A 24,532-nucleotide genomic window follows, 5' to 3' on the forward strand; every position below is an offset into this window, starting at 1 on the left:
AAGCGGAATTGCCGCTTCACCTCTCAAGCTGGTACATCCTACCAGTTGAATACCTGTTATTGGAGCGGATTAACGAGCAGACTCAGCTCTGGATTATTCTCCAATGCCTGACTGCAATGCTCGCAAATGACTTTGACGGTCACTTCACCACCCGAATTATACGCTATTATATCTCTACGTTCGGCAGGGGTCAAGGAATGGAAGCCCAACCTTTCTTCGGTTATTGCCGCGGAATCAATTCGTCCCAAGAAAGTTCGACAATGTCTGCATACATAATTAACAATCATGTAATGTATATGCCTCCTGAAAGTTTTCTATACCTTTCAGTATGTCCAACAATCTTCCATTTAAGCCCGTCTGCCTACGTCTGAACTTACTTGTTGAATTCAGCCATCGTCCGTTCAAACGGATGACTCAAGCTGTGTTCTAAGGCGTTGCACGTGTCCTCGATCATTCCGGCCAGTAATTCTTTTTCCTTCTTGGGAAAGGTACCCAGAACATAATCGACAATAGCATGTCCAGGCTCCGGGCGGGAAATGCCCATACGAATCCGATTGAAGGACTGCGTGCCGGTATGCTGAATGATCGATTTAATGCCGTTATGACCGCCTGCGCTACCTTGATAACGCAATCTTATTTTACCGACTTCTGTATCCAGATCATCGTACACGACAATCAGATCTTCCATATCGGCCTTATAATAGTCCATATAAGCACGTAAAGACTCGCCTGATAGATTCATATAGGTCATTGGCTTAATCAGTACGGTTTTTACGCCACCAATGTGACCCTCTCCAATTAACGCCTTGCATTTGCTTTGGTTAATCTGGATGTTATGACGCGAGGCAAGAGCATCCAATGCCATAAATCCGACATTATGTCTCGTTTTCTCGTATTGGGGACCGGGGTTGCCCAATCCTACAATCCACTTCATAACTTTGACACCCTCTTTCGCAGTCTTGATTTTTTGGTAAAATAGTTGTATTGAATAGGAAGGTGCGTGCCGGTATGCTCAATCAAGGTGATATCATCTTATATGACAGCCATTTTCTATATCATTTAAAACATTCCGTTCCTGTCCAGATCTATGACGGGAATGTACATATTCAGATTGGCATCGTTGCGCGTTTTAATGAGCATTTCGTCGAAATAGAGGACACACTATACAATCGTCAACGTTTCACATTCATATCTCGCCCAGGCTTTTAGCCTGACATGCTGATAGGGGTTACCTTTTCCATATGGAAAAGGCAACCCCTTTTTTAATGAGCCAGCGCTTATTCGATTTCAAACAGTTTGCTGATCGACAATTCTTCATGCACACGGATGATAGCTTCTCCCATTAATGGAGCCACAGACAATACCTTCAGCTTGCTTGTCGGATTCGGGTGAACGATCGGGATTGTATCCGTCACAACCACCTCTTTTAATGGCGAATTCTCCAGTCTTTCCATAGCAGGACCGGACAGCACAGCATGTGTACAACACGCATACACATCTTTTACGCCGCCTTCTTTAAGCGCATTTGCACCTAATACAATCGTTCCGGCTGTATCAATGATATCATCAATTAAAATAGCCGTTTTACCCTCAATGTTCCCGATGATGTTCATCACTTCACTGACATTTGGCTCTGGACGACGCTTATCAATAATAGCGAGCGGCGCACTCAGGAAGTCTGCAAGCTTACGCGCACGAACAACCCCGCCATGATCGGGTGAAACGACAATCGGGTTCTCAATTTGCTTGGAACGGAAATATTGGGCCAGAATTGGCGCTCCCAACATATGATCTACTGGAATATCAAAGAATCCCTGAATCTGCATCGCATGCAAATCCATGCTGATTACGCGGTGAGCTCCCGCTTTTTCAATCAAGTTAGCGACAAGCTTCGCTGTAATCGGATCGCGTGAACGAGCTTTACGATCCTGACGAGCGTAACCGTAATATGGCATAACGACATTGATACTTTTGGCAGAAGCGCGTTTAAGTGCATCAATCATAACCAATAACTCCATCAAGTTGTCGTTAACCGGCAGACAAGTTGACTGCACAATATACACATGGCAGCCGCGTACGCTTTCCGACAGCTTAACCTGGATTTCACCGTCACTAAACGATGTGGTATGGGATTCCCCCATTGGGATGCCGATGTAGTCCGCAATCTGGTGGGCTAACTTCGGATTGGAGTTACAAGTAAATATTTTGAGTTTGGAATCGCAATAAGTCATTAATAGAAACCCTCCGTGCTGGTTCATTCATTACAGATTCAACAGCTTGCTGATTAAGGTCATTCCGATCTTTTCTTCTTCGCTTTGGCACGTGCGCGGATTTTGTCCGCATATCCGACTTTGTTCTCTTGACGTGGTCTGGCAATGGCCAGATCGTTATCAGGGACAGCATGTGTTACAGTGGAGCCTGCTACAACATAAGCACCTTTTCCAATCTTAATCGGGGCGATCAGATTCACGTTGCTGCCAATAAAGGCATCGTCTTCAATTTCTGTAATGGATTTATTATATCCATCATAATTGACCGTTATTGCCCCGCAGCCAATATTTACGTTTGTACCCACCTTGGCATCACCGACATAGCTCAAATGAGACACCTTGGAATGATCTCCAATGGTCGCATTTTTCACCTCAACAAAATCACCAATTTTCACATGTTCGCCAAGCTTCGCGCCTGGACGCAGATAAGCAAACGGCCCCACAGATGTACTGCTTCCCACTTCCGCTTCGTTCAACACCGAATGTTTTACCGTTGCGCCTGAATGGATAATCGTATTCTGAATCTCAGCCTGTGGACCAATCACACAATCTTCTCCGATTTGTGTTTGACCATGCAGCCATGTGTTCGGGTACAGTACCGTATCGGAACCAATAACAACCTCGCTCCCGATATAGGTAGAAGACGGATCAATGACAGTGACACCATTCAGCATATGCTTGCGAACAATGCGCTCACGCATATAGCCCTCAGCTATCGACAAAGCCACTCTGTCGTTAACACCGATGGATTCAGACACATCATCTGTCAAATACGCCTCAACCTGCTCACCTTCACCATGCAAAATACCAATGACATCTGTCAGGTAATATTCCTGCTGTGCATTGGTGTTCGTTACCTTGTCCAGCGCTGCAAACAGCTTGGCATTGTCAAAGCAGTACGTTCCCGTATTGATCTCCCGGACAGCATCTTCCTCAGGTGAACAATCTTTCTGTTCCACGATCTTGAGCACGGCCCCGGAAGCATCACGAATAACTCGTCCATATCCTTTCGGGTCGTCCAACTCAGCGGTCAGAATCGTCGCAGCCGCCCCACGGCTCTCGTGCAGTTGCACCAAGCCCTCCAGCGTTTCCGCTGTGATCAAAGGAGTATCCCCACAAATGACAATGGTTGTACCTTTTTCCTGACCGAGCAAGTCCTTGGCTTGCTTGACAGCATGGCCCGTTCCCAACTGCTCAGCCTGAAGCGCATATTCTGCCGACGGTCCCAAATAAGACTGTACCGCCTCTGCTCCATGACCCACGACGACTACACTTCGGGACACACCGATTTCACGAACCGTGTCGAGCACATGCCCCACCATCGGTTTTCCGCACACCGGATGCAGAACTTTATATAATTTGGATTTCATACGTTTTCCCTGCCCTGCGGCAAGAATGACTGCCAACCTTTCCAACAAGTCCAACCTCCTATCCTGAAAATAACAGTTACCCCTTGGCTAAAACGTTAATTCCCAGATCAGATTTTGCTTAACTTTTCACAATCCTCCTGAAAAATAACGGCGAACCTTTGGTTAATGGCTATTTTTTCAGGCCAGCTTGTGCTGGACATTCATCCCCGGGACGCATCGCTGCCTAGTCCCTGTCTTATGAAAAAGCCGCTTCGGCAGCCCGGATGGCTCCAAGTTGCCTTAAAACTGACTGTTAACTCACTAAAGAATATATCTCATTCCAGACAAAAAGAAAAGAGAGCCACAGTTAGTGGCTCTCTTTTTCTTTTGTTCCCCAATCCTGCTTTAGGCGAATTAAGCGCCTTCTTCAATAGCAACTTCTTCATCCACAGCTGCACGTTCGTACTCAGTTAATACAGCAGCTTGGATCTTCTCACGGGTTCCAGAAGATATCGGGTGAGCGATATCGCGAAACTCTCCGTCTGGAGTTCGTTTGCTTGGCATAGCTACGAACATCCCGTTATTACCGTCGATAACTCGGATGTCATGAACAACAAACTCGTTATCAATCGTAATGGATGCAATCGCCTTCATTCTTCCTTCTGAGTTCACTCGGCGGAGTCTAACATCCGTAATCTGCATGTGTGTTTCACCACCTTTTTCCAAATAGGACTTGGTGTATACATTCCACACAGCAGTTCGAAATCCTTCTTTTTTTCGGTAATTCGTATCCTAAATTCAGGTAATTTTTTTGAAAAGATTTCTTTTCGACATATTTAGGTATTTTATGATGGATTGTGACAATTTACTGCCCTGTTCACTCATCAAAATAATTGCCCAGCTTGACCGTAATTTGCTTGCTTCGAGAATCGACTGCGGTCAGATTCGCCAGTGAAATATAATCGTGCAGCAGGCGCTCTTCGTTCTCCACCTCGCCCGATTCTACCAGCACACCTACACCGGCCACCTCAGCATCAAACTCAGCCAGCAAGTCGACCATCCCCTGAATCGTGCCACCGGCCTTCATAAAATCATCTACGATGAGCACACGCGATTTCTCACGCATCGCACGTCTGGATAAAGACATCGTATGCAGGCTCTTTTGTGATCCTGAAACATAATTAATACTTACAGCCGAGCCTTCTGTCACCTGATGATCACGCCGTACGAGAACGACTGGCAAATTCAGCTGTGCTCCGGTTGCATAGGCAAGTGGAATACCCTTGGTCTCCACCGTCATAACCACATCAATCTGACGATTGGCAAAAGCGGTCGCGAATATTTTACCAGCTTCGTTCATCATCGCAGGTTGGCCCAGCAAATCGGACAAATACAGGTATCCTCCCGGTAATATGCGGTCAGGCTGCTCCAGTTGTGCACACAGGTCGTTCGCAAACGCAAGCGCATGTTGCTTGGAAAGCCTCGGGATCAGTTTCACGCCCCCTGCCGCTCCCGCCAGTGTCAGAAGCTCGCCAGTGCCCTCATCCTCAAAAACTTCCTTGATGATGGCCAGATCCTCGCTTATGGAGGACTTAGCTGCCCCGTAGCGATCCGCAAAATGAGTAAGAGGCACCAGCGTATGCGGCCGTGACAACAAAAATTGCGTCATTTCCACCAATCGTGAGCTTCTTTTAAGTTTTTTCACAACAATTCCTCGCGATCTATTCTCCTGCCGCCCGCTTTGTACAGTAAAGCACCGGCGGACTGGCCGGTTGCTGGCGGAATGTAAGTGATATAGTAAAATCCGAATATTTAATAGTAAATATATCATCTTCGTACGTATTTGTACAACAATTACCACTATAATATGAAAGAAATATCTAAAATCAGGTCAAAAGTCGTACTGCATACACATCTTTACAAAACCCTCTTAGTCCATTGTAAATCCGTGGCACTTTGGCTTCCTTCGATACCAGTCCGAACACTGTAGGTCCACTACCTGACATCAGCACACCGTCTGCTCCTAAGCGTATCATGGAGTTTTTAAGATGCTCTACCTCTGGATACAGCTTTAGTGTTACATCCTCAAGTACATTCCCCAGCGCGTTGCATACATCCGTAAAAGAAGCGTTATGGATCGCATGCTCCATCTGGCGGGCAGACGGGTGGTGCGCAATCTGATCTGCTTTGACACGACCATACACTTCAGCCGTCGATACATTAATCGGCGGCTTCGCAAGGATCACCCAGCATTGTGGCGGATTCGGAAGTGGCTTGAGCAGTTCTCCGCGTCCACTTGCTAAAGCTGTACCCCCTGTAATACAGAAAGGTACATCTGAGCCCAGTTCCGCACCCAGCACCCTTAATTCGGCATCCGAAATACCAAGCTTCCATAGCTTGTTCAGTCCACGCAGCGCTGCGGCAGCATCACTACTTCCACCTGCCAACCCTGCCGCCACCGGGATATGCTTATCCAGATGAATGTGGACGCCCGTAGACACGTTATAACGTTCTTTGATCAGACGAGCAGCCTGAAAAGCCAAGTTCTTTTCATCCAATGGTATGTACCCAGCTTGACTTGAAATAATAATGGTATCACGCGGTAACTCAGACATCGTCAATCGGTCAGACAGATCGACCATGGTCATAATCATTTCGACCTCGTGATAACCATCGTCCCGCTTACGTAGAACATCAAGCATTAAATTGATTTTCGCCGGTGCTTTTTCATATATTTTCAAGGCGTTCACCCACCTTCAACTTTTCCCTCAAGACAGCTTAACATATTATATCAGACTCAGCGTGTCAAGTCATGAGGTTCAAAAAAGCGGAGATGACCCGGTCTAATCCCGGATATCCCCGCTTTTCATCAGCACCACCGATAGCTACGATTTGCGGGAAGCTGCCTGCTCGGCAAGTTGGATAGCCCGCTTGACCATATTGCCCGCATCCTTGGCTTTAATGCCTCCCCAGCCTTCTTCCTTGACCGTGTCGTAAAATCCAAGATCTTTGGCCAGCTCGTACTTTAGCTCCTCCGACATGACACTCCGTCTTCTTCGGCTCATACATACGCCTCCTTCGGCAATGGAATAAGGAAGATCATTCCCGGCTTAGTATGTGCAGAGATGTCATGCTTCATCCTGCTCTGTATATACAAAACGGCCCCGTCATTTGAAATGACGAAGCCGTCGTTAAACCTGCAAAGCTGGTATAAATCACGAAATCAATTAAGGTGTTTCAAAATATTCGACTACACTTGTATGGGAGTCGGGATCATATACGCTGACTTCTACCGACTCGGTAAGAATGTCAGCATAGCTGTAGGAGACACGTTTAAACGTCTGTTGCTCCTGATCCAGCTTGACGATAAAAACAGAAGGGTACGTTTCTTCCAAGACACCAGTTCGTTCGACGGTCTTACGGCGTCCGCCGTTAGCCCGCAGCAAAATTTTTTGCCCTACATGTGCGTCGAGACTGCGTTTGATTTCCAACAGCGTATTTTTAGCCATTGCCTAACGACCACCTCTTTCCTTGTCCATTATAACGAATTTTAGAGGGATTGTCAAATCAAGCTAAATATTATAACAACACGAAAAATAAGTTGTCAATTTAATTTTTTGCGAACAGGAATAATTTATATAAAAAATGACAAAAAGCCTCTGAAAGCAGAGGCTTTTTGCTCAGGTTAATCCTATTGGCACATTTGAATCCTAGATTGCGGAAGGCGTTACTTTAAGCGTTGATAAATTTTCAAGCTTCGGCAGGCCGATGCGATAGCTTCCCCTAGTTTCAATTCCACCCACTCCGCGACTGCCACTGATTGTCTGGTGAAACAGGTCCCCCATGTTGACCGTATCACGGATCGAAGTAAAGGCCGCCTTGGCAGCCACGTAAACGGGGTCCAGCGCGTGAATCAGGATACGCCCTGGTGAGCTGGCGAAGTTCGCTCCCGCACGTAGCAGCGCCTCAAAATGGGACTGGCACGCCCCCGCTACAATCGTCAGCGAATCCAGATGACGTTCATATTGTCTTGCTACCTGAATCGCCGCCACAAAATTTTGCGAATTTTTATAACTTTTCAAGCTGTACAAATCGTAAGGCTGTGGCTGCTTCAGCACACCGTCATGTCCGGTAATGACTACGATATCCGGACGGATACGAGGAAGCAGTCGGTACAACGTGTCCGCCATTGCCGATTCGTGAACGTGATGTCCCTCTGCAGGAACACGGAGCTGTTCATATAAACTGAGACATTTTTTCAGATAGCTGGGATCTCCATCCAGGTGAAGAACCTTTCCCGGCATTTCAAAATATGTTGACTCAACCGGATCACTCCAGTCCCCTACCAGAGCTGCCTGACTACGAGCAGCTTGCTGCTGGCGTGCCCGTTGCAACAGATTAAGAGACTCACCAGCCTTAATGTGGGCCTGCTGAGTCTTACCGCTAATCTGGTCTGCAGGCACTCTGACCAGATCGTTCACCGGGGAATCAGCCAGCAGCCGAAATTCTATTCCCTTAATGATCGCTTTATCCCGCTGGATGTCCTCAACACGAAACGTGACATCTCCGCCGTACGATTTCCGAACGACCAAGTCTCCTAAACTCATCACACTGTATCACCCCTCCTATATCGTATGGGTGAATGCACAGTTTGGTTCCAGCTTAGGATATACCTGCCTCCAACAGCACAGCGCTGAGACGCGCAAATTCCTCAATACTTAGCGTTTCTCCTCGACGGGAGGGTTCAATACCAGCTTGTTGCAACAGCGGCTCCAGCGTGTCCCTGTTCTCTTTGGTGAAGAAACGGCTTTTTAAGTTATTGGAAATGGTTTTACGACGCTGGGCAAAAGCAGCATGAACCACTTCAAAGAAGTGCTTCTCATCCACCACTTCCACCGGAGGGGCTTCCCGTACACGCAGCCGGATGACTGCAGACTCCACATTTGGCTGGGGAATAAATACTGTATTCGGCACAGTGCAGACTAATTCAGGTTCGCTGTAATATTGCACTGCAATGCTCAGACTGCCGTAATCCTTCGTTCCAGGAGACGCAGCCATGCGCTCAGCCACTTCTTTTTGGATCATAACGACGATATTCTCCAGAGGGAGCTTGTCCTCCAGCAGCCTCATCAGAATCGGTGTGGTAACATAGTACGGCAGATTAGCCACGACACTTACTTTACTCACGTCTGCAAAATCGGCTGCGAACACCTCTCGCAAATCCAGCTTCAGCACGTCTCCATGACGTACCTTCACATGCTCGTAAGGGGCCAACACCTCTTCGAGAATTGGCAGCAGCCGCTGGTCAATCTCGACAGCGGTAACTGCCTTGGCCGATTGCGCCAGCTTCTCGGTCAAAGCGCCAATCCCAGGACCGATCTCAAGTGCACCCTTCGTCTCATCCAATCCAGCAGCATTTACAATCTTATTGAGAATATTTTGATCAATCAGGAAATTTTGTCCCAAACTCTTTTTGAACGAAAAACCGTGCCGTTGAATAATTTCCTTCGTACGCCGCGGTGTTGCTATATCTTGAATCCCTGTCATACGGACATCACAATCCTTCACTTTCAATTTGTGCCAGCGCCCCGGCAAATTCCTCGCGGCTGATCTGAAATACAGAGAGCCGTTTATGTAGCTGCTTTCCGTTACAATAACCAATACCCAGCACATTCCCTAAGGCCATACGGCGTGCAGCAGCATTGGGATGGGTGATGAGTCCAGCATCAATCAGGTCCGCCCACTCAATCAGCGGGTCAGCGCCTTCCACTGTCGTATGGACCCGTGCAAGAGCGTGTCTGATCGCTTCTGGTGAGGCATTCTCCACGCCAATATCTCCTTTACGCGTCGCTTCTGCCTCGGGTATAAAGGCCTGCTTGCAGCCGGGTACCTTGGAAGCGATAATCTTACGGATGCGCTCCCCTGCATGATCGGGATCGGTTAAAATGATGACCCCCCGCCGCTCCTGCGCCAATGCAATTTTACGCAGCGTCATTTTATTAATGGCGGAGCCGCCAGTTTCTATCGTATCCGCTTCAACAGCGCGGCGAATGGCCACCGTATCATCCCGGCCCTCTACCACGATCACTTCCTTGATCATTTGCGTTTCCCTCCACTGCTACACAGCAAGCTATATTTATCTTTCCCTGCTTTTGAAAACAAAATAAGAAGAGGATATCCTCTTCTTAGCATGGCATAACTATGTTGTTAATACTATCGCATTGCCCTCAACATACACAACCTGTTTTAGTTGATTTCAGGCTTTACCGGTCCGATAACATATACGGTTTTACCGTGCTTACGACCAAATTGGTTGGCTCGGCTCAAACTCTCATAATACACATCGATTTTGTGGCCTTTAATCGCGCCACCGGTATCCTCCGCACGACGGAAGCCCACCCCTTCGATGTACACCCACCAGCCGATTGGAATTATACTCGGATCGACCGCGATGGTGCGTCCTTCCGTGACACGTGCGCCGGATGCAGTACGTGTACCGATACCTGGCTCCTGTGAGGAATACGCCGTCATGGAGACATTTTGTAAAACTTTGCTATATTTAAAATTTACGCCTGCTTTACGGACAGCACTGCCCGAACTAACCGTTGTTGCCTTAACCGCATCATTGGGACCGACGGAAGCAGCAAGAACGACCGGTTTTTTCTTCGTTCCTACCGCAATGACTTTATCCACACGGTTCTGTGCAACTTCCTTGTTAACCAGCTGTTTGGATACCAACTTTCCATCATGATATACCTTTTGAACGTGCTGGACGACCACACCCGATTTGCCGCTTTGAATGACCCGATTATCGCCTTTATAAAGACTCGGATCGGCCGTTTTGATGACCTGATAAGGCACCTGTTTTTTCTGTTCGACCTGCTGTTTCTTCACACGGACGATTTTTATGTCCATGTTAGACGAAACAGAGGCATCCAACGCAGGATAAACTTTATCCGTTGATGATAATTTATAGCCCGAGGTACGAATGGCACCTTCTACTGTATTTTCTGTTGTGTACAGCTTTTTCGTCTCATTGCCTGAAGATACTTTAACCTGATTGGCACGTTTAATGACTACGCGATCGCCATCCTGTATTGCTCCATTTAGCGGCATGGAAACTGTATCATGCGGCTGAAGTGAAATGGAATGCTCGCTCAGCAAATCTTGAAGCTTGGATTCCCGGGTTTCTACCGCAGACGCCTTGCCATCGATGACAAAAAAGACTTGTTTTTTAGATTGCGTGTACATCAGAATTGAAATCATAATCGTTAGCGCGATTAGAAAAATAGCAACCAAAGCAGCCTGGCGCACATTCTCTTGCTTCCAACGCAATACGTAAGACATGCTGGATGAGCGTGACTCATGGGTATCCTTTTTCTGGAAAATGCCCATTTCCTCCGTCCTCCTTACATAGCCCGCCGTCTGGAGTAAGACATAGTTGAGATTTGACGTGACTATAACAGATTTTCTACAAGACAAGCCCAAACTACGACTGTCCTGCACCATGTACCCGTCTTCGCGGCATGCTGTCCTCCCCTGTTTAACCACAGTATGATGACAGATTTTCTTTTATTCACAACAAAAAAAGCCAGAGAAAGAGACTAGAGAGCTCTTTCGTGGCTTCCGGCATGTGTGAATATGCGGGAAAACTCATGCACGAGATGGCTTCTCTCTTGTTACGCTTACGGGGTTAGCTGTCGGGTTCGGACGTAGAGAGTCGCCCTAGCTTGGGTCAACCGCTCATGGCGGTCGCCTTCACATTCACCCCGAAGACCCAGAAAGAAATCGAAATACGGCTCCTCCACCTGTTCAATCCCATCCGGGAAAAGAATTTAGGTCGAGCCGGCTGGCGGAAGAGACGTTCCCTTCTTGCACATACGCCGGACGTACTGTAAGCCATATCGGTTCCCCCGTTCCCTGTAAAAGGGACTCAGCGAGACTGGTTCATGAAATGACTTGTTGATGTTTACATTCAAACAACAATTCACTGAAAAGATGATATCCTGTTTCTATGCATGTTGTAAAGCAGGTTTCAAGTACATTTTTTAAAATATTCGGTTAAAATATTGTAATATTCTCGAGTTTCCTGCAACAAATTCATGATTAGCTTCGTCTATCTCTTTATTTTGATCGATTTCTTCACTTTTTCATTGAATGTCAAATCGTTCCAGGGCATTTCGGGTCGTTATTGACACTAATTCCTCCACTGTAATCCCTTTGATTTGGGCTGCAGCCTCTGCTACCAGTCTCACATGTGCAGACTCATTTCGCTTCCCACGAAACGGATGAGGCGTCAGATAGGGAGCATCAGTTTCAATGAGCAGACGGTCCAGCGGCACCTGTGCGAGCACCTCTTTTGGCTGCTTGGCATTTTTGAACGTTATTGGACCACCGAAGGAAAGGTGAAATCCCATATCCAGCACCATTTTGGCTGTCTCCCAGCTACCCGAAAAGGAGTGCATGACTCCACCAATCTCACTCGCTTTTTCCTCGCGCAAAATCTTAACAATATCTTCATGTGCATCCCGGTTATGAATAACAATAGGCATCTTGAGCTCACGAGCCAGACCAATTTGATTTCGAAACACCCGATGCTGCACATCCTTCGGTGATGTATCCCAATAATAATCCAGACCGATCTCCCCGATGGCTACAACCTTTTTATGACTGCATAACGATGCAATCCATTCTAAATCGCCCTCCTGCATTGTAATAGCATCCTGCGGATGCCATCCAACTGCTGCATAAATAAAATCATACGTCTCGGCCAATTTCATGGTGGATGGAATGGTCTCACGATTAAATCCGATATTGATCATCCGCGTTACTCCTGATTCGACAGCACGTGCTATAACTTCTTCACGATCTTCGTCAAATTGTGGCGCATCCAAGTGAGTATGAGTGTCGAATAAATCCAAGGTTTACATCTCCTTTTTTTACTTACATTTCTATATAGTTGTCTATTCTTTGACAAAATAATTCCTTATTTCGGCAGGAAGCCTGTCTTTTACCGCGTTCAATTTATTCTGGGGAAAATACATATGATATTTCCCACGGTGAATACCACTTATTGAGCGCACAATTTCCGAAACTTCGGATATTTCACTCACCTCGCCCTGACGTCCAAGCAGTAAAATCTGGTTGTCCGTCGAGCCACCCTGCCGAAACACATCATAAGGAAGATCTGTCGGAAAATCAATTTCAAAATCATATTCAGGGTGCAAACCAGCCTCTTTCAAAGCTTCTCGAATACTGTCAATGGTATCTGTATCCATATTTTCAATCTCTACATATTTATACAATCTACGGTCCATAAACCGGCTACTCAAATCACTTAAAATCTCGTCCTTTTCTCGTTTCCACTGGCTAAATACGGTCTGGATTAATGACTCGTCGAGCATCAGATATTGCTCTACTGTAAGATCTCCTTTCAACAGATCCGGCAACGGGTCCAGCAGAAATCCAAACTCATATCCGTTTTTAAACAATTCCTTTGCTCGCTTGAAAATTTTACGTAAAAGGATTTCCGAGCTGCGTGTTACAGGATGAAAATAAATTTGCCAATACATCTGGTAGCGTGACATTAAATAATCTTCTACTGCATGCATACCTGATTCCTTCACAACAATTCTCCCATTATGAGGACGCAGCAGTCGTAAAATACGATCCAAATCAATCGTGCCGTAGTTGACACCTGTCGAGTGAGCATCCCGCAACAAATAATCCATACGATCGGCATCTAGTGGACTGGTTACCAGGTTGACAACAATCGGTTTATCATACGTTTTGGCTATAACCGCAGCCACCCTTTGTGGAAGCTTCTCGTCGACTTGCCGTAGCACGGCGTTGATCTTCGTGTCTCCCAGTACAATGCGGCATGTCCAATCCTCATGGTTCATATGAAAGGCTTCCTCAATTGAATGAGAAAACGGGCCGTGCCCCACATCATGCAATAGAGCTGCACACAGAGCAACCAGCCTTTCCTCCTTCGGCCAATCCGGGAAATCCCCACGTTCAAATTGAGAAATAATACTTCTCGTAATCTCATATACGCCCAATGAGTGTGAAAACCGGCTATGCTCCGCTCCATGAAACGTAAGATACGACGTACCTAACTGCCGTATGCGCCGTAAACGTTGGAACTCCGGCGTGTTGATCAACCGCCATATCACAGTATCCTGAACATGGATGTAATTATGTACCGGGTCTTTAAAAACTTTTTCTTCACTGAGTGGCTGGTGCAAGATATCAGCTCCTTTAATATTCGGAATAATGGATTAAAATACAATAAAATCCTAAATGGTTTCCCTCATTCGACATTCTTTGTCGTAATATGTCGAATTATAGTTTTTCGACATTTCCAAATCGACAAACTGAATAAATCATCAATAAGATAAGGCAATACACACAAGTAAAGCTCTTTAATCTAAATACTTTTGCATAATCAGACTGTTACTACATTTTTAAGGTTGACTGTTTTGGGAATCGTTGGTATAGTAAATATCAGAAAAGAGAAAATTTTGTCGAATCATGACACTTATATTATTTTAAACGGCGAGAGGAGCCTGATTTATTATGATGAAATCCACTGGTATTGTAAGAAAAGTTGACGAGCTCGGACGTGTTGTTATTCCAATCGAATTGCGCCGTACCCTGGGAATCGGAGAGAAAGACGCTTTGGAAATTTATGTTGATGGCGAACGCATCATGCTTAAAAAATACGAGCCAGCTTGTATCTTCTGCGGCAATGCTGAGAACGTAATTTACTTCAAAGGAAAAATTGTTTGCCAAGATTGCATTTCTGAAATCCCAACACCTGTGACAAACTGAGAATTTTAGTATATAATAGACTTATCAGATATTGTTAATTCTAACCTTTTTCATATATACTCCTTGTTGCCTTCCACGGTTTGAACCCAACCGTTGGAAGGCCCTTTTTTGTTTAGGCAGATATTCATAAGAGTGCGTTGTAAACATCTCTCTTGGAGATTGAACGATCTGTGGCTGTACGCTTCATTGCATCCTTGCGTGTGAGTCCCTCTGCCTCATAATGTGCGACGTGGGACTCCAAAGATAAAGACTGCCACCATGCCTGACGTTCCTGTTCCTCTTCCTCTTCGTCTTTCCCTTCAACCACCAGACAATATTCACCAATCGGCGGATTCTCCTCTAGTTTAGCAAGGCATTGCTCCACGGTTCCCCGCACCCATTCCTCATGCAGCTTGGTCAGCTCACGCGCAAGCACCACTTTGCGTGAACCTAATGTTTCCTTCAACACCATCAATGTCTTCACAATACGATGAGGCGATTCATAAAAAATAATTGTGCCGTGAGATACCTGAAACGATAGCAACAGCTTCTCTAGGTCCTTTTTCTCCCGTGGTGGAAAGCCAGCGAAGGTGAACCTTTCTGTATCCAGTCCTGAGGCAATTAAAGCCGATAGTGCCGCATTTGCTCCTGGGATAGGAATGACGCTAATTTCCGCTTCCAGTGCCAGTTTGACCAGATCCGAACCAGGGTCAGAAATGGCTGGTAGACCTGCATCGCTAACCAGTGCCAAATTTTTTCCTTCTATTATATAACGTATCAGTTCAGGCCCACTAGCAGCCTTATTATGCTCATGATAACTGAAGAGCATATCCGGTGTAATTTCGAAATGAGTGAGCAGTTTGCGTGTCTGCCGTGTATCTTCGGCAGCGATAATACTACATGACTTTAAGGTGTTAATCGCCCTAAAGGTCATATCGTCCAGATTTCCAATAGGTGTCGCAACAAGATACAACTTTCCCCGTTCTTCTTCGCTGGTACTAAAGCTTTTTTGTACAGCTGCTTTCACACAGAATCCCCCTTGCTTACTTCTCCATAGATATCTCTTATTTCCTGAGTATAATTCCCATTTTCCTGATATACAATGAGCGGAGGCAACAAACGAACCTCCGGTTTGCCGTCACGTAATGCTTCAACTAGTACCATATTGGCTTCCATATGAACTCGTGGGTGAACAAAACGTATTCGTTTGGGTTCCAAACTATGTTTACGCATCAAGGTTATAATCTCACCCAGCCGCTGCGGGCGATGAACCATAGATACCTTTCCCCCATTACGGACAAGCCGGGTGGATGCCTGAATGACTTCTTCGAGTGTGCAGTTCACTTCGTGACGGGCAATTGCCTGGTGAGGATTCAGCTTGATATCGCTACCATTTAGCGGCATATAGGGGGGATTCACGGTAATCGCATCATAAACACCATGTCCCGTGATGTGAACCAGCTCACGTAGGTCCCCTTCCCGAATCTGAATTGCTGCTTCTAATCCATTCAAGCTGACACTACGTCTAGCCATATCTGCCAAACGTGGTTGAATCTCAATTCCTTCAATAGACGCCTTTGTTCGTGTCGTTAGCAACAGCGGGACAACCCCATTGCCAGTACACAGATCCAGAATCTTTCCACGCTGCGGAATACCGGCAAAACGTGCCAGCAAGACCGCGTCCATCGAGAAGCTGAATACTTCATCACTTTGGATAATGCGCAAATTATGTGAAAGCAGATCATCAATTCGTTCCGACTTCTTTTCATTTTCGTACATAGTGCTCTCCCATCTTTTATAACCAAAATCGCTTTTCACTCATACTTCCTTACAAAAAAGCCGTAGGCATCTTGCTCCTACGGCTTGTTTTTATTTATTCAAAAATGACAGACAGAAGAGGCAATCGCCTTCCGTTCGCAAATGTCCGTAATACACGTTGCATATATGAAATCCTTCATGATACAGCCTCGCTAGATTGTCGTAGCCTTCGCCCACGACCTCACCCGTTTGCCCTTCATCCTTAATGACGATCGGAGGAGGAAGCTTCGGCTTGTTTGCCGTCTTTTCTTCTCCAGAGGTTTCACGTTTGAGCATCTTGCGCACCTGTTCGTTTTCAATCGTTAGTCGTTGATTTTCCTCCAGCAGCTCTTTTACTGCCAGTTTCAATTCACCCAGATCGCTATGCAACTGTCCCATTTGGGTTTCCATTTCGTGAATACGCGCAAAAACATTTAATTTATCCAAGTTTCCACCCCGAAGCAACCTAATGGTTTACTTGACGACTACATCGTCCATTGGAAGTTCCTTGACCTTACTGATCTCAAACAGTTGAACATGCACCGTGCGATGACCTGCATTCACACCTACGACTTTACCTTCTCCCAAAGAGGTGATAACCATCTTACCCACCTGAGGTAGCTCTTCTCGCATGCTTTCGTAGTTATCATGTTCAAACTTGAGACAGCACATCAATCTCCCGCACAACCCGGAAATCTTCGTCGGATTCAGCGACAAACTCTGATCCTTCGCCATCTTAATAGATACCGGCTCAAAATCCCCCAGCCATGAGGAGCAACACAGAATACGTCCACAAGGTCCGATTCCGCCAAGCATTTTAGCCTCATCCCGTACGCCGATCTGCCGCAGCTCGATCCGTGTACGAAAAATACTGGCCAAGTCCTTTACAAGCTCTCGAAAATCCACCCGACCCTCTGCCGTAAAATAAAAAATGATCTTATTGCGGTCAAATGTAAATTCTACATCTACCAGCTTCATTTTAAGGCCATGGTCTTTAATTTTATTTAAACACGTGCCGAATGCATCCTTGGCCGCCAATTTATTCTCTTCTACAACAAGAGCGTCATCATCCCCAGCAATACGAATGACTTTTTTTAAGGGCAGGACAACATCCGAATCATTTACCTCTTTTTTGCCCACTACAACCTTGCCATATTCAATACCGCGCGCGGTCTCTACAATGACGCAGTTTTCTTTCTCCACTGGAAGATCCAGCGGATCAAAATAATAAGTCTTGCCCGCCTTCTTGAAACGGACACCCACTACACTATACAAAAATTAACCCCCTTGTATGCCACTAAACCTCATTTGAAGCCGACATTGTACGAATGGCCGCAATTGAAGTCTCACTGTCGCACAAACCGGGAACCTGGCGTCGCGGATTGTGCAGAGTGGAACAAGCGCGCCTTCCTGTTAGCCGGTGATAGAACCGCTTGTATCGGACAACCCAATCAGAAGCTGCTCCACGCATAATTGCCCGTTGACGTGAAAACGGAGCTTCTTCCTGCAATTCGCGGCCAAATCCATATAAGAGACCCATTGTTCCGTGCTGCGGGTGATTGCCAATTTGGAGACGGACTCCAAATGATCTATGAAAACAATGCTTTCGTGCCTTCCGTAACGGAAATGAAGCATATCCTTAAACCACAAATGAAACAGATGAAACAGAATATCCAGGTGTTCAGAAAGTCCAGTTTTAAAAATCTTCTGTTGAGCCAGAATAATAGACGAGCTCCCCCGACTCATGGACTCCTTCACTAATTGTAACACTACGTTTCTAATTTCTGCAAACCAATTCTGCTGGAGAATTTCTCTACATGATTCCAGTCCTGAAGCAATATGAACGACCGACCGGACAAGCCCTGCCGTATAGCCTTCCCCAATTAATGCCTGCATCATCATCTCCGGCTGTAAAGCGTGGAAAGGAACCTGCTGCGTCCGTGATTGAATCGTAGGCAGCAACGCCTGTCCATTTTCAGAAATGAGTATGCCGACCACTGGAATCTGGGGCTCCTCCAGAAATTTAAGTAGGCTATTAGCAGCTTGCACTGTCATGGTATCCGCCTGCCGAATGATATATACCTTCGGATTGGAGCTTTCAGATTTGTAAGAAAATATACGTTGAAGCCCACGAATCTGATCAATTTTAATCGTAGCTCCATCCGGCTCTACAATATGCAAATCTGGATGATTCCCGTGCTCTACCTTGCGGCATGACAAACACTCCCCGCATGCATCATCCGTCTGTCGCTCACAAAATAAAGCCTTAGCAAAGATCTGCGCCATGTTCATCTGCCCGCTTCCCGGCGGCCCGCTAAAAACATAGGCATGGTTGACCGTATGATTCCGTAGTGCACTTTGCAGCATTTTTTTGGCTACATCCTGGCCCATTATATGTTGAAAAGACATATTTCCTCACTTTCTCCACTGAAAACAACTGTGATCCATCGGCAAATCGTTGTTCTTCCAGGCATGTACATAGTCAAAAATAATCTGCCAGCATGATCAGCAAGCAGATTATTTCTTCGTGGCAACAGCCCGTCTGTATTCATTTATAACATAAGTCTGCATTAAAATGAGAGATTAATTAGCAATCCTCTGATCTCACCGACCCCTTGCAAAAGCTCAATCTTGCCTTGCTCGGTTTCGAGCAGCTCATCCGCCATTTTGAGCAACAGCTCATCCACTTCATCAATCAGCTTATAACGTTTGCTGCGTCCCCGGCGATCCCAGCCCTTCGTGTCCTTCATGGACACGCCTCGCCGAACGGTATCTTCCAAAAACCGTTTAACCAGCATCTTATAGGCCTTCAGCTCACGAATCGTCATTGAACGTGCAAGACGATCTCCCTGCATTTGTATTTCCTTAAAGCGCCGATTCAATTCCTCCTGCGAAGCTTGCTCTCCATTTTGCTGCATAACGTCGGAGAAGCTCTTGGGCTGAATTGGTTTTGCACTCATTTCATTTGTAGACAATGTACTTTGTAAAGGGCGATAGCCCGGATTTATTTTCATATAAACCTGCTTTCTCCCCGGATGCTTCCACTTTCCCCCTTCATGAACAGTTCAATCTAGAACTCAGGGTTTCTTCGGCTTTCCGGGAACTGCGCTGTAGCGCTGCCGTTTTAGTGGATCTGCCCTCACTCTCATCATGTGAGAAGATACAGGCGATTCCCCTATCATATCGGCAGAATAGGCCCTATTGTGTAGATTCAGAAATGCTCGAAACGGTCTACAGGCATCACGAATACCGTCGCTCCACCCACCTGGACTTCAACAGGCAACGGTAAATAGGAATCCGTCGTCCCGCTCATAGGGGTAACGGGTGTGACCAGCTGTTCACGAACCTTGCAACTGCTGCGAATGACGTTCATTAATGAGTCCACCTGATTGTCATCAACACCGATCATAAATGTCGTATTACCAGCACGCAGAAATCCTCCTGTGCTCGCCAATTTAGTAGCACGGAAATTAGCTTTCACCAGTCCGCTGGATAATCTGTTACTGTCCTTATCCTGTACAATCGCAATAATCAGCTTCATCCTGTATTCCTCCTTCAAGTCATATTAGAGACAACCTTGTCCCTAGCTCAATTTTACCGTATATCCTTCGACAATTATATGCTAAAATTCTGAACAAACCGCTTTTTCAGCAAATCCTTCAATACTTGCTCCACCTGCTCTGGCGCCGGAGATGCATCAACAATTGTAATTCGCTCTGGAAATTTGCGAGCCAACTCCAAATATGCCTCTCGCACCTTATGGTGAAACGATATACTCTCCATGTCGAGGCGGTCCATTTCTGCTCCTCGTGACGCATTAATTCTTGCCAATCCCAATTCGGGCTCAATATCCAGATAAAATGTGGCATCCGGCTCCCAATCATCCACCGCAAAGCGATTAATTGAAGCCACCTCTTCAATTCCGATCCCTCTTGCAAATCCTTGATAGACCAAGCTACTATCCACAAAACGATCACATAATACGATAGCTCCCTGTTCAATAGCCGGCTTTACCTTCTCCACCAAATGCTGACGCCGCGCCGCCGCGTATAAAAGTGCCTCTGTTCGAGCATCCATACTGGTATGAGCAGGGTCCAAAATGATAGAACGAATCTTTTCGGAAATTTCGATGCCACCCGGCTCCCTCGTCGTGATGACTGGATAGCCTTCTCTCTCCATAAACTTCGCCAGCCGTTGAATCATAGTTGTTTTACCGGAGCCGTCTCCCCCCTCCAGTGTGATAAAAATGCCTTTGCGATTCATGTTATTCCCTGCTTTCCTGCCTGAAAAATAAAAGTCACCCATAGGCTACGTATGCTTCTTTTATTCAGTCTTCTGTATTTGTTAAGTCTCTAGTATCTAATCTTTATTGTAAACGGAATACCCGAATTGTAAGCATACTTTCATCTGCTACCCCGTGCCACTTGGCTCCCAGCTCACGTAGACGACTCATCCGCAATGCAATCGCTTCTGTGATCGTTTCTCCTGCATATAGCAGTGGAATACCTGGAGGATACGGGATAATCATTTCAGCCGCTACCCTGCCAGCGGATTCGTCTACAGGCACGGTCTCCATCTGATCCGGGCTAATCGGTCGAAGCCCAAACGGCACCGGACTAGAGTATCCCTTCATTCTATCATTGTTCCACGTGGAAAAATCTAATTCGAATCTTTGCTGCTCTTTTTCCGTTGACCCCGGCTCAACAGCCGTCTCCTTAAATCTTATATCATTATCTATATGCACAAGAGCCTGCAACAGGTGACTCGCATCCTTAGCCGTAGAGCCTAACGTAAACAATAAAACAACATGTTTTTCGTCGCTCATCTCTGGAACACATCCGTAAGTCTCCAACTCATGCTTGAGTCCAAACCCATCCAGTATACCCCATGTATCATACAGCACCAATTTAAAAGGATCCTGGGTTGAATATCCGCTTATTCCCTCATCAGCCCTTTCTAGGACCTCAGAGATTCCCCTGTGAGCATATTCTCCCTCTAGTGCCTGCTGTGTAGGTTCTAGCAAGCGAAAGCGTGGGAGCTGCTCCAGGCCCTTTCTAAAAGCATCTGCCGCCGCTAAGCCCACTGTAAAAGCATCTGTTCCATACGCCTCTATATACCATCTTGCCAAATCCAGTGAAGCCATTAACGGATAAGAAGGGCTAGAGCTTTGCACCATCGCCAAACGCTGACGAAGCAGTTCCCGATGGATTCTCTCTCCCTGCACATGTAACATAGCCCCCATGGTCATGGCTGGAAGCATTTTATGTGTCGACTGGACGACTACATCAGCCCCGCAGGATAGCGCAGAGGCTGGCAAACGAGGATGCAGGCCATAATGGGCACCATGTGCCTCATCTATCAATAGCGGCACATGGGCTGCATGACAGGCCTTAGCCGTTGCCTTCAGGTCATGCCCCATCCCATAGTAATTAGGTAGTGTAAGTAACACCCCTTTAGCCGAAGGATAGGCCTTCAGTGCAGCTTTTATTGTATGCGTCGTTGGGGCAACCGCCAGCCCACTTAGTGTATCTATTTCCGGATCTAGGAATACCGCATTAGCCCCTGACAGCATGAGACCGTTCAGGACAGATTTGTGTACATTTCTCTGTACCAGCAGTAGATCTCCCGGCTCCGTACATACAGTTAAAATCATAGCCAAATTACCGACCGTGCTTCCTCCAATTAGCCAAAAGCTCTCTTCAGCACCAAAGCACTTTGCAGCCAGCTCTTGCCCTTCACGAATCACATCTTCTGGGTGATGCAAATCATCCAGTCCGGTAATTTCTGTCGCATCAATAGACATCACTTCTTGCAACAGAGATGCAATATTTTCATGCTCATATACTTGTCCATTTTTATGACCGGGTACATGGAAAGAAGCATTGCCCTGAGTCCGGTAACGTATTAGAGCTTCCATTAATGGTGCATGTACCGCCTTTTTCCCCATCATTCTGCAATCCTTCCAAACAAAGCTTTATATCTACCTTATTTTATCGTAAAATCAAGCGGAATCCTACTTTTACTCACAGAAAAAAAGGCCCGTATCAACAGACCTTGGAATGCCAATCCTTCAAAGACTAATTAGCAAAGGATATTATGCATTTTTCTGTACCCAGATTTGCTTTAGTTGATCAATAAAAAAATGATATTTGGCATCAGTTGCATCCGTGTGCACCATTTCAGCTTCACACGTATCACAGATAAACTCGGAAACGATAAAAATGCCTTCATGCTTGTGCTGCCCGCATATAATACAGCGGTGGCCGCCTTGATCATGCATATCCATCCCACCTTGTTTCTTTTACTATTAGTATGGGGCACTTTCTACTATTTTAAACCTTTTCATAGCCCAGTTCGACGATATACTCTATATATATTCCATCTGGGCCATTATGGTGTTTGTACCCCGTATGTTTAAAAAATAGCCGTCTATGCCGATATAATAAGAAAAGCTCTTATGTATGGATACCCTTTCATCGGAGCCCTTGAACACTTCATCAGTGATAGCTTTTCCAGTAATTATAGAGTAGGCTAGCTAACACTGGATGTCGATCATTCTGTATTTCTACAAAAACGATTAAATGCTTATTTAAAGCGGCATGAGCGAAGTACCGTCCCTTTTTCCGGCTGTGGACGGGAAGCCACTTGTGATGCAGTAGATTAATGAAAGGACTGTTCGCATGACAGAGGAAACCGAAACCAAAGCTACCTACTATCACTACAAGCTCATTAAAAAAATCAGTATACCGCGTCAACTAATATGGAGTCATATCACACTGCCTGTTATTATGCTTCTCTTTCTGCTTCTTGCCTTTTCCTGGACTAGCGTGTTTTTGTTTGCTCTTGCCTTTTTCCTAACCTTATGGGTACACTTCGTAATCTCACGATCTGTCCTATACATCGGTGGCGGAACATCCTTCCGCAAACGCTGGGCATTCCACCGTAAATTACCTTGGCTAGGCTATATGACAGACCAGTACATAGGCTATAGCATCTTTCGTCGTGTGCACATACATACCCTCTGGATCGGTATCTGCTTATCAGCCGTATTCATTCTCTGGTCTCCACCAGCCTTTACTGTATCCTTACTCTTCTGGCATCTATGGCTTATTGCACCGCGTCTATACATCCTCAGTCGGCTTACAGGCGAGAGAAAAGACGGTATGTTGAAGTTTACCGATGAAGATGCCTCATATTATCAACAGTAAATTTAACCACTCATTATCCGTACAGATAGAAAACTCAGGTCTGAACTAACCTACCAACGATCTAGACTGAAGCAATAAAAAAGGAGCAACCTCAAACGGTTACTCCTTTTTTTGTGACTTAACAATTAAAATCGCTTTATTCTCTTATCAAGTAAATTTTCCTCATCGTTATCCTCGTTATTCATGTAGAGCATTTGATCAACATGCAAATATATAAAAGGAAGCCACTCCCTACTCAACGGCAGTTCTGAGTGCTTCCCCATATCCGATCTCTTCATTCATCATGATACACAGCATACAATATGCTGAGTTTACTATAAATATGATCTACAATAAATCCTATGCTACTTACTCGGTTGAAAACTGTGTCCCTAATTAAGATCCACGCTTTTGCTCTTCACAACAGCCTTTCTGTCTTTTGGAACCAATACAGTAAAAGAACCATCATGCACAGATAAATGCACCATATGCTTATTTTTCTGAAACACCTTCTGATTCGAGGTGGATAAATTCGGTTCCTCAGTCCAGCCCCAAGCTGCAATCTCTTCTAAATAAGGAGCAGGTAGACTATCACTTTCCTTCAACGCTGGCAGTGCATAGCGAACATAGTCCATGTCCGAATTACTGCTGGCCCGATCGGTTTTACTAGCTTCTTTGGGAACCGGAAACGTCTTCTCGTTGGCAGCACCCTCAAACGATGTCCAAGAAGGCTCCTCTTCCACGCACCCGGTAAGAATCGCGACAGCGACACTGAATAGCACCAATAGAGCAAGCCATTTATTTCGCCGCATGATCTTCCCTCCTTACCAGCCTGATTGACTATACAAAATCCTATGATGGAGTTTGCATAATTCTGCAATAATGCAGCGTGTGTGTATGGGATTCAATACCTATATTATACAGGGTTTACTCCTACATTCCGTAACAAAAATGTTACCTTCCTTTTGTAAGGATATTTCTAAAATATACGTATATGCAAAAAAAGAATCATAATCTCAACGAGATCATGATTCTTTTTACTTGTTGCTTGGCGACGTCCTACTCTCCCAGGACCCTGCGGTCCAAGTACCATCGGCGCTGGAGGGCTTAACGGTCG

28 protein-coding genes and 1 riboswitch are annotated in these 24,532 nt (G+C 45.8%); of the genes, 2 read left to right on the top strand and 26 right to left on the bottom strand.

The annotated features are described in order from the left end of the window. Positions 1 to 56 precede the first annotated feature (56 nt). From ACUYLD_RS23615 to ACUYLD_RS23685, 15 genes are all read right to left on the bottom strand, one after another. Positions 57 to 287 carry an anti-sigma-F factor Fin family protein gene (locus ACUYLD_RS23615; RefSeq protein WP_013308128.1) on the bottom strand — a complete coding sequence of 77 codons (231 nt, stop codon included), beginning with the start codon at positions 285 to 287 and terminating at the stop codon, positions 57 to 59. Positions 288 to 373: 86 nt separating this feature from the next. After that, positions 374 to 934, bottom strand: coding sequence for an aminoacyl-tRNA hydrolase (gene pth / locus ACUYLD_RS23620; RefSeq protein WP_061831840.1), 561 nt, complete (start codon positions 932 to 934; stop codon positions 374 to 376). Between the two features lie 343 nt (positions 935 to 1,277). Continuing rightward, on the bottom strand, positions 1,278 to 2,231 hold the full coding sequence (locus ACUYLD_RS23625) for a ribose-phosphate diphosphokinase (RefSeq protein ID WP_013308125.1): 954 nt from the start codon (positions 2,229 to 2,231) through the stop codon (positions 1,278 to 1,280). Positions 2,232 to 2,290: 59 nt separating this feature from the next. Then, positions 2,291 to 3,688 (bottom strand): bifunctional UDP-N-acetylglucosamine diphosphorylase/glucosamine-1-phosphate N-acetyltransferase GlmU, encoded by a 1,398-nt coding sequence (glmU, locus tag ACUYLD_RS23630; protein WP_081112517.1) that lies wholly within the window; start codon positions 3,686 to 3,688, stop codon positions 2,291 to 2,293. A 345-nt stretch (positions 3,689 to 4,033) separates the two neighbouring features. Beyond that, positions 4,034 to 4,321 (bottom strand): septation regulator SpoVG, encoded by a 288-nt coding sequence (gene spoVG / locus ACUYLD_RS23635; protein WP_007428016.1) that lies wholly within the window; start codon positions 4,319 to 4,321, stop codon positions 4,034 to 4,036. 175 nt (positions 4,322 to 4,496) lie between these two features. Continuing rightward, positions 4,497 to 5,324 (bottom strand): pur operon repressor, encoded by an 828-nt coding sequence (gene purR, locus ACUYLD_RS23640; protein ID WP_013308122.1) that lies wholly within the window; start codon positions 5,322 to 5,324, stop codon positions 4,497 to 4,499. A gap of 181 nt (positions 5,325 to 5,505) precedes the next feature. Beyond that, complete coding sequence (gene ispE / locus ACUYLD_RS23645) at positions 5,506 to 6,360, bottom strand: 4-(cytidine 5'-diphospho)-2-C-methyl-D-erythritol kinase (RefSeq protein WP_069290753.1); 855 nt, start codon at positions 6,358 to 6,360, stop codon at positions 5,506 to 5,508. A 144-nt stretch (positions 6,361 to 6,504) separates the two neighbouring features. Continuing rightward, a complete protein-coding gene (locus ACUYLD_RS23650; RefSeq protein WP_007428013.1) occupies positions 6,505 to 6,684 on the bottom strand; it encodes a small, acid-soluble spore protein, alpha/beta type in 180 nt (59 codons plus the stop codon). Between the two features lie 162 nt (positions 6,685 to 6,846). After that, positions 6,847 to 7,128: a biofilm formation stimulator Veg gene (veg, locus tag ACUYLD_RS23655; protein ID WP_013308120.1), complete on the bottom strand. Its 282-nt coding sequence runs from the start codon at positions 7,126 to 7,128 to the stop codon at positions 6,847 to 6,849. Between the two features lie 201 nt (positions 7,129 to 7,329). Next, positions 7,330 to 8,226, bottom strand: a complete 897-nt coding sequence (gene yabG / locus ACUYLD_RS23660; protein ID WP_061831846.1) for a sporulation peptidase YabG — start codon at positions 8,224 to 8,226, stop codon at positions 7,330 to 7,332. Between the two features lie 55 nt (positions 8,227 to 8,281). Beyond that, entirely contained in the window at positions 8,282 to 9,166 is an 885-nt protein-coding gene (gene rsmA, locus ACUYLD_RS23665) for a 16S rRNA (adenine(1518)-N(6)/adenine(1519)-N(6))-dimethyltransferase RsmA (RefSeq protein ID WP_103049272.1), read from the bottom strand. 7 nt (positions 9,167 to 9,173) lie between these two features. Then, positions 9,174 to 9,719: a ribonuclease M5 gene (gene rnmV, locus ACUYLD_RS23670; protein ID WP_013308117.1), complete on the bottom strand. Its 546-nt coding sequence runs from the start codon at positions 9,717 to 9,719 to the stop codon at positions 9,174 to 9,176. Positions 9,720 to 9,865: 146 nt separating this feature from the next. Continuing rightward, the gene (locus tag ACUYLD_RS23675; protein ID WP_061831836.1) at positions 9,866 to 11,014 is read right to left on the bottom strand and encodes a 3D domain-containing protein; all 1,149 of its coding nucleotides are present in this window, start codon (positions 11,012 to 11,014) and stop codon (positions 9,866 to 9,868) included. Positions 11,015 to 11,285: 271 nt separating this feature from the next. After that, positions 11,286 to 11,568: riboswitch (cyclic di-AMP (ydaO/yuaA leader) on the bottom strand. 201 nt (positions 11,569 to 11,769) lie between these two features. Beyond that, positions 11,770 to 12,540 carry a TatD family hydrolase gene (locus ACUYLD_RS23680; protein WP_013308115.1) on the bottom strand — a complete coding sequence of 257 codons (771 nt, stop codon included), beginning with the start codon at positions 12,538 to 12,540 and terminating at the stop codon, positions 11,770 to 11,772. A 42-nt stretch (positions 12,541 to 12,582) separates the two neighbouring features. After that, the gene (locus tag ACUYLD_RS23685; RefSeq protein WP_440723553.1) at positions 12,583 to 13,866 is read right to left on the bottom strand and encodes an HD domain-containing protein; all 1,284 of its coding nucleotides are present in this window, start codon (positions 13,864 to 13,866) and stop codon (positions 12,583 to 12,585) included. Positions 13,867 to 14,197: 331 nt separating this feature from the next. On the opposite strand from ACUYLD_RS23685, the gene ACUYLD_RS23690 reads away from it, so the two are divergent. Next, a complete protein-coding gene (locus ACUYLD_RS23690) occupies positions 14,198 to 14,452 on the top strand; it encodes an AbrB/MazE/SpoVT family DNA-binding domain-containing protein (protein ID WP_007428005.1) in 255 nt (84 codons plus the stop codon). 124 nt (positions 14,453 to 14,576) lie between these two features. Here the strand turns inward: ACUYLD_RS23690 and rsmI are convergent, their stop codons facing one another. The 10 genes from rsmI to ACUYLD_RS23740 all read right to left on the bottom strand — a co-directional run bounded on the left by rsmI (position 14,577) and on the right by ACUYLD_RS23740 (position 22,508). Beyond that, positions 14,577 to 15,458, bottom strand: coding sequence for a 16S rRNA (cytidine(1402)-2'-O)-methyltransferase (gene rsmI / locus ACUYLD_RS23695; protein ID WP_053324314.1), 882 nt, complete (start codon positions 15,456 to 15,458; stop codon positions 14,577 to 14,579). Further along, a complete protein-coding gene (locus ACUYLD_RS23700) occupies positions 15,455 to 16,210 on the bottom strand; it encodes a tRNA1(Val) (adenine(37)-N6)-methyltransferase (RefSeq protein ID WP_025722559.1) in 756 nt (251 codons plus the stop codon). The genes rsmI and ACUYLD_RS23700 overlap by 4 nt, the downstream gene beginning before the upstream one ends. Before the next feature lie 90 nt (positions 16,211 to 16,300). Continuing rightward, positions 16,301 to 16,675, bottom strand: coding sequence for a DNA replication initiation control protein YabA (yabA, locus tag ACUYLD_RS23705; RefSeq protein WP_025722558.1), 375 nt, complete (start codon positions 16,673 to 16,675; stop codon positions 16,301 to 16,303). A 27-nt stretch (positions 16,676 to 16,702) separates the two neighbouring features. Then, a complete protein-coding gene (locus tag ACUYLD_RS23710; protein WP_013308110.1) occupies positions 16,703 to 17,503 on the bottom strand; it encodes a PSP1 domain-containing protein in 801 nt (266 codons plus the stop codon). A gap of 138 nt (positions 17,504 to 17,641) precedes the next feature. Continuing rightward, positions 17,642 to 18,637 (bottom strand): DNA polymerase III subunit delta', encoded by a 996-nt coding sequence (gene holB / locus ACUYLD_RS23715; protein ID WP_235306834.1) that lies wholly within the window; start codon positions 18,635 to 18,637, stop codon positions 17,642 to 17,644. Between the two features lie 161 nt (positions 18,638 to 18,798). Beyond that, positions 18,799 to 19,242: a YaaR family protein gene (locus tag ACUYLD_RS23720; protein WP_013308108.1), complete on the bottom strand. Its 444-nt coding sequence runs from the start codon at positions 19,240 to 19,242 to the stop codon at positions 18,799 to 18,801. Positions 19,243 to 19,439: 197 nt separating this feature from the next. Next, entirely contained in the window at positions 19,440 to 19,769 is a 330-nt protein-coding gene (locus ACUYLD_RS23725; protein WP_007427998.1) for a cyclic-di-AMP receptor, read from the bottom strand. A 74-nt stretch (positions 19,770 to 19,843) separates the two neighbouring features. Further along, the gene (gene tmk, locus ACUYLD_RS23730; RefSeq protein WP_348621089.1) at positions 19,844 to 20,491 is read right to left on the bottom strand and encodes a dTMP kinase; all 648 of its coding nucleotides are present in this window, start codon (positions 20,489 to 20,491) and stop codon (positions 19,844 to 19,846) included. Between the two features lie 103 nt (positions 20,492 to 20,594). Beyond that, positions 20,595 to 22,178, bottom strand: a complete 1,584-nt coding sequence (locus ACUYLD_RS23735) for an aminotransferase class I/II-fold pyridoxal phosphate-dependent enzyme (RefSeq protein ID WP_446676121.1) — start codon at positions 22,176 to 22,178, stop codon at positions 20,595 to 20,597. 144 nt (positions 22,179 to 22,322) lie between these two features. Then, positions 22,323 to 22,508 (bottom strand): sigma factor G inhibitor Gin, encoded by a 186-nt coding sequence (locus ACUYLD_RS23740; protein WP_023986422.1) that lies wholly within the window; start codon positions 22,506 to 22,508, stop codon positions 22,323 to 22,325. 400 nt (positions 22,509 to 22,908) lie between these two features. Between ACUYLD_RS23740 and ACUYLD_RS23745 the strand changes: the two genes are divergently transcribed. Next, entirely contained in the window at positions 22,909 to 23,436 is a 528-nt protein-coding gene (locus ACUYLD_RS23745) for a hypothetical protein (RefSeq protein ID WP_446676122.1), read from the top strand. 371 nt (positions 23,437 to 23,807) lie between these two features. Here the strand turns inward: ACUYLD_RS23745 and ACUYLD_RS23750 are convergent, their stop codons facing one another. Further along, on the bottom strand, positions 23,808 to 24,227 hold the full coding sequence (locus ACUYLD_RS23750) for a hypothetical protein (protein WP_013308104.1): 420 nt from the start codon (positions 24,225 to 24,227) through the stop codon (positions 23,808 to 23,810). Positions 24,228 to 24,532 lie beyond the last annotated feature (305 nt).

The sequence above is a fragment of the Paenibacillus sp. SER-28 genome, from assembly GCF_052906305.1.